This is a genomic window from uncultured Caballeronia sp., assembly GCF_964243625.1.
Taxonomy (GTDB): domain Bacteria; phylum Pseudomonadota; class Gammaproteobacteria; order Burkholderiales; family Burkholderiaceae; genus Caballeronia.
The window spans coordinates 1-3233 of record NZ_CAXTGZ010000663.1 but is presented as its reverse complement, the minus strand read 5'-3'; the positions used below and the strand labels follow the sequence as shown (position 1 = coordinate 3233).

Genomic DNA, 3233 nt, shown 5'->3' with positions numbered 1-3233 from the left:
GCGTTCGTCGCGCGGGACGAGATCGAGTTCGCCGGTTTCGGTGCGCAGGCGGTCGTTGGTCATGGCTTCGAGCGCGTAAAGCGCCTCGAAATCGTCCGGCGACGCCACGCGATCGAACAGATTGACTGCCGGAAACCGCGTCGGGATCACGCGGTACGCCGGCGACCAATCCAGCGCGCCGTGCGGCCAGCGCGCGCGCCAGTTGTCTTGCAAGAACGGTTCAGTCACGCCCAGCCGCCTCGCATTGCATCCAGATATTGCCGCACCGCCACCAGGTCGCTCACATTGCCCGCCAGCATGCGGTCGAGCGCGCGCCGTCCGCCGAAGGGCGGCGCGGTATTCGCGCGCTTGATCCAGCCATCGGACGCTTCGGGTTGGGGCAACAGGATTTGCAGCGCTTTGTAGATGCCGAGAATCAGCGAGAGCCGCTCGAGCGTGTCGCGGCCAAGGCGCGCGGTTTCCGGCGCACCTTTCCATTTGAAGAACGTTGAACGGCCGGGAGAGCCGAGCAAAACAATTTGTTCGTCGGCGGAAAGGGTCCAGTCACTCGCGATATTGAAAAACGCGCGCAGACCGGCCGCGGACATATCGGCAATGGACGGTTGGGGCGCCGGTAAGGGGCGCGGGACGCGTTGAGCGCGGGGCATGGGATGAGTCTCTTTTTGAACTGTAATTGTATATTAGTCCATTTATGGACTTAATCAAGTTCTTTTGAGAATCTGCCTTCACCCACCCGTCAGTCAGATGCTTCCGTCGGAATCCGTCGGTCCGTAGCGCCGCCCGGTTATATGCGCGCGAAGCACTTCCGCAATTTCCGATGTCGTGAATTCCGCCGGCACCACGCTCAACTGGCTGCACGGATCGCTCTTGCGCGCCCATTCAACCATCCTGTACGCCTTGCCCCAGGGCCGCTCGACGGCTTCGGACAGGCGGCACTGATGCAACGGCAATGCGTGCTCGGTTTTCATCGTCGATTTGATGTTCTGAAACGATGCGCTGGCGGCCATGGCGTGTCCTCGCGTGAAAGCCCCGGTGGAAAAGGCGCCAGAGACTGGCGGTATTGAAAGCTCGCGTTTTGAAATGTGCCCTCCGACAATTAAGCGCAGCTTAAATGCGACGGGTTTACACGCATACTTCCCTTCCCACGCGAACGCCGCACGCAAGTCTCACCAAGACTTTTCTCCCGCGCGGCATTACTGTATATTCATACAGGTTGATGCTCTTGCATAGACACGAAATGAACCGTCCTGATACTCATTCTTCTGCTGAGGCCGCCGCGCTCGCGCGCTATGTGCAGGCAACGCGCGCGGTATCGGCAGCGTTCGACGCCACCCGCGCCGAACCGGAACCCGGCGCTGGCGGCGGCACGGTCGCTCTGGCGCTGCAGAGGCTTGACAGCGCCTTGCTTGAGCTCGACACATCGCAGCGCTCGCTCGACGCTATACTTTCGCGCGCTGGTGGACACTGAACAATCTGGAGCGTTTGCTGTGAGACCTGTTTTATCCGCACTTTCCTCGAACGTCGCGCTTGCTTTGCTGGCTGGTTCCATGAGTTTCGGCTCTGCCGCGGCCGTGGCTGCCGAACGTTATGTCGAAGTCTGGAATCCGCCCGAGTCGCAGTTGCATACGCCGAAGACCAGGACGCGCAGCGTCGTGTCGGCGCAAGCAAAGAAAAAGCGCAAGGGCGGACCGGCCGTCAAGCAAGTCGCCGACAGAACCACGACCCCGCCGCCGGCATTGACGGTTGCGCCTTCGGCATCTCCCTCAAGTACGGGGCGCGCGAAGACCGCGCCGAAAGGGATCGACTCGTTGCCCAAGCTGCCGCCGCTGATCGGCCCGGACGGGCGCGTGCTTCGCGTGTAATTTCGGCCACCCAGTACAGTTAGAACGCCGAACGCACCACGCCGCCGTCCACGCGCAACGCCGCGCCGTTCGTGGCCGATGACGCTTCGGAACACACATACACCACCATGTTCGCGACTTCTTCGGTGGTCGCGAACCGCTTGATCAGCGAACTCGGCCGTTCAGTTTCGAAGAAGCCTTTCTCGAACTCGGCGAATGTCTTGTCGCCCATGCCTTTGGCGGCCATTTCATCAAGTCCGTCCGAGTGCGTCGGACCCGGCAACACTGCATTCACGGTGACGCCCGTGCCCGCACAATCCTCAGCAAGTCCACGCGACAAACCCAGTTGCGCCGTCTTCGTCACGCCGTAGTGGATCATCTCCACGGGGATCTGAATCCCGCTTTCGCTGCTGATGAACACCACGCGGCCCCAGTTCTTCTCTTTCATCTTCGGCAAGTACGCGCGTGAAAGACGCACGCCGGACATGACGTTGGTATCGAAGAAACGTTGCCAGTCTTCGTCCGGAATGTCGGCGAACGGCTTGGGATCGAAGATCCCGAGGTTGTTCACGAGTACATCCACGACCGGATACTGTGCGACGACCGCCTTGACCTGGGCAGCATCGGAGAGATCGCCGGCGAAACCTTCGACATTCGCATCGGGTACGGCAGCCTTGAGCTTCGCGATGGCTTCATCCACCGACGCTTGTTTGCGTCCGCTTACGATCACATGCGCGCCTTCACGCGCAAGGCCGGTGGCAATTGCGAGGCCAATGCCTTTCGTCGATCCCGATACGAGTGCGAGCTTGCCTTCGAGATGGAGGTCCATGAAGTCGATACTCCTTGAAATGGGTTGGCAATGTAAATCGCCCGCCGGCAGGAACGTTCCCTTGACGGCGGGCGATGACGCTATGGCCCGAACTGCAACTGCCTGCTTGCACCGCTGCGTTTGGCCGGATGCGGTAGGCGCGGCTTGTTAAGCCGCGGCCATCGAGTTATAGCCGGCCCATGAGCAGCAGCACGATCACGATGATCAGCACCACGCCCAAAATCCCGCTTGGGCCATAGCCCCAGCTACGGCTGTGCGGCCACGACGGAAATGCGCCGAGCAGCAACAGGATCAAAACCACCAGCAAGATTGTTCCGATAGTCATTCCACTTCTCCTTAATTATTGGCGTCTGCTGAAGAGTGAATGGCGATGCCGCATGCGGGGCGGCGTGGGTAGCGGCGGTGGTGAAGCATGTTGTGTCCCGCATCACCGATACCCTCGCGATTGCCCGTTGCTTTTAGCAAGCGTTGTGCCATCGGCGCAAAGGCTTGTTGGGTATGGGTCGGGATCAAAACTCGATAGCGGCGCGGACAAAAGCCGGTCAGCGGTCGGGAAAATTTGC

The 3233-nt window shown here is 60.5% G+C and carries 7 protein-coding genes and 1 pseudogene; 2 read left to right on the top strand and 6 right to left on the bottom strand.

Going from position 1 to position 3233, the window contains the following annotated elements:
• The 3 genes and pseudogenes from ACFFAR_RS28890 to ACFFAR_RS28880 form a co-directional block, all read right to left on the bottom strand.
• Positions 1 to 228 (bottom strand): annotated as a pseudogene (locus ACFFAR_RS28890) (RES domain-containing protein); the annotation flags it as partial.
• Positions 225 to 647: an antitoxin Xre/MbcA/ParS toxin-binding domain-containing protein gene (locus tag ACFFAR_RS28885; RefSeq protein ID WP_375508977.1), complete on the bottom strand. Its 423-nt coding sequence runs from the start codon at positions 645 to 647 to the stop codon at positions 225 to 227. The gene ACFFAR_RS28885 and the pseudogene ACFFAR_RS28890, both read right to left, overlap by 4 nt.
• Before the next feature lie 93 nt (positions 648 to 740).
• The gene (locus tag ACFFAR_RS28880) at positions 741 to 1007 is read right to left on the bottom strand and encodes a DUF2866 domain-containing protein (RefSeq protein WP_062002489.1); all 267 of its coding nucleotides are present in this window, start codon (positions 1005 to 1007) and stop codon (positions 741 to 743) included.
• A 230-nt stretch (positions 1008 to 1237) separates the two neighbouring features.
• On the opposite strand from ACFFAR_RS28880, the gene ACFFAR_RS28875 reads away from it, so the two are divergent.
• Both ACFFAR_RS28875 and ACFFAR_RS28870 read left to right on the top strand, forming a co-directional pair.
• Positions 1238 to 1468: a hypothetical protein gene (locus ACFFAR_RS28875; protein ID WP_075358943.1), complete on the top strand. Its 231-nt coding sequence runs from the start codon at positions 1238 to 1240 to the stop codon at positions 1466 to 1468.
• A gap of 79 nt (positions 1469 to 1547) precedes the next feature.
• Positions 1548 to 1862, top strand: coding sequence for a hypothetical protein (locus ACFFAR_RS28870; protein WP_174365254.1), 315 nt, complete (start codon positions 1548 to 1550; stop codon positions 1860 to 1862).
• Between the two features lie 19 nt (positions 1863 to 1881).
• On the opposite strand, the gene ACFFAR_RS28865 is transcribed toward ACFFAR_RS28870, so the two are convergent.
• The 3 genes from ACFFAR_RS28865 to ACFFAR_RS28855 form a co-directional block, all read right to left on the bottom strand.
• Entirely contained in the window at positions 1882 to 2670 is a 789-nt protein-coding gene (locus ACFFAR_RS28865) for an SDR family oxidoreductase (RefSeq protein ID WP_174365255.1), read from the bottom strand.
• 166 nt (positions 2671 to 2836) lie between these two features.
• Positions 2837 to 2995 (bottom strand): DUF3309 family protein, encoded by a 159-nt coding sequence (locus ACFFAR_RS28860; protein ID WP_069638401.1) that lies wholly within the window; start codon positions 2993 to 2995, stop codon positions 2837 to 2839.
• Between the two features lie 11 nt (positions 2996 to 3006).
• On the bottom strand, positions 3007 to 3233 hold a 227-nt coding region (locus tag ACFFAR_RS28855), incomplete at its 5' end, for a hypothetical protein (RefSeq protein WP_375508976.1).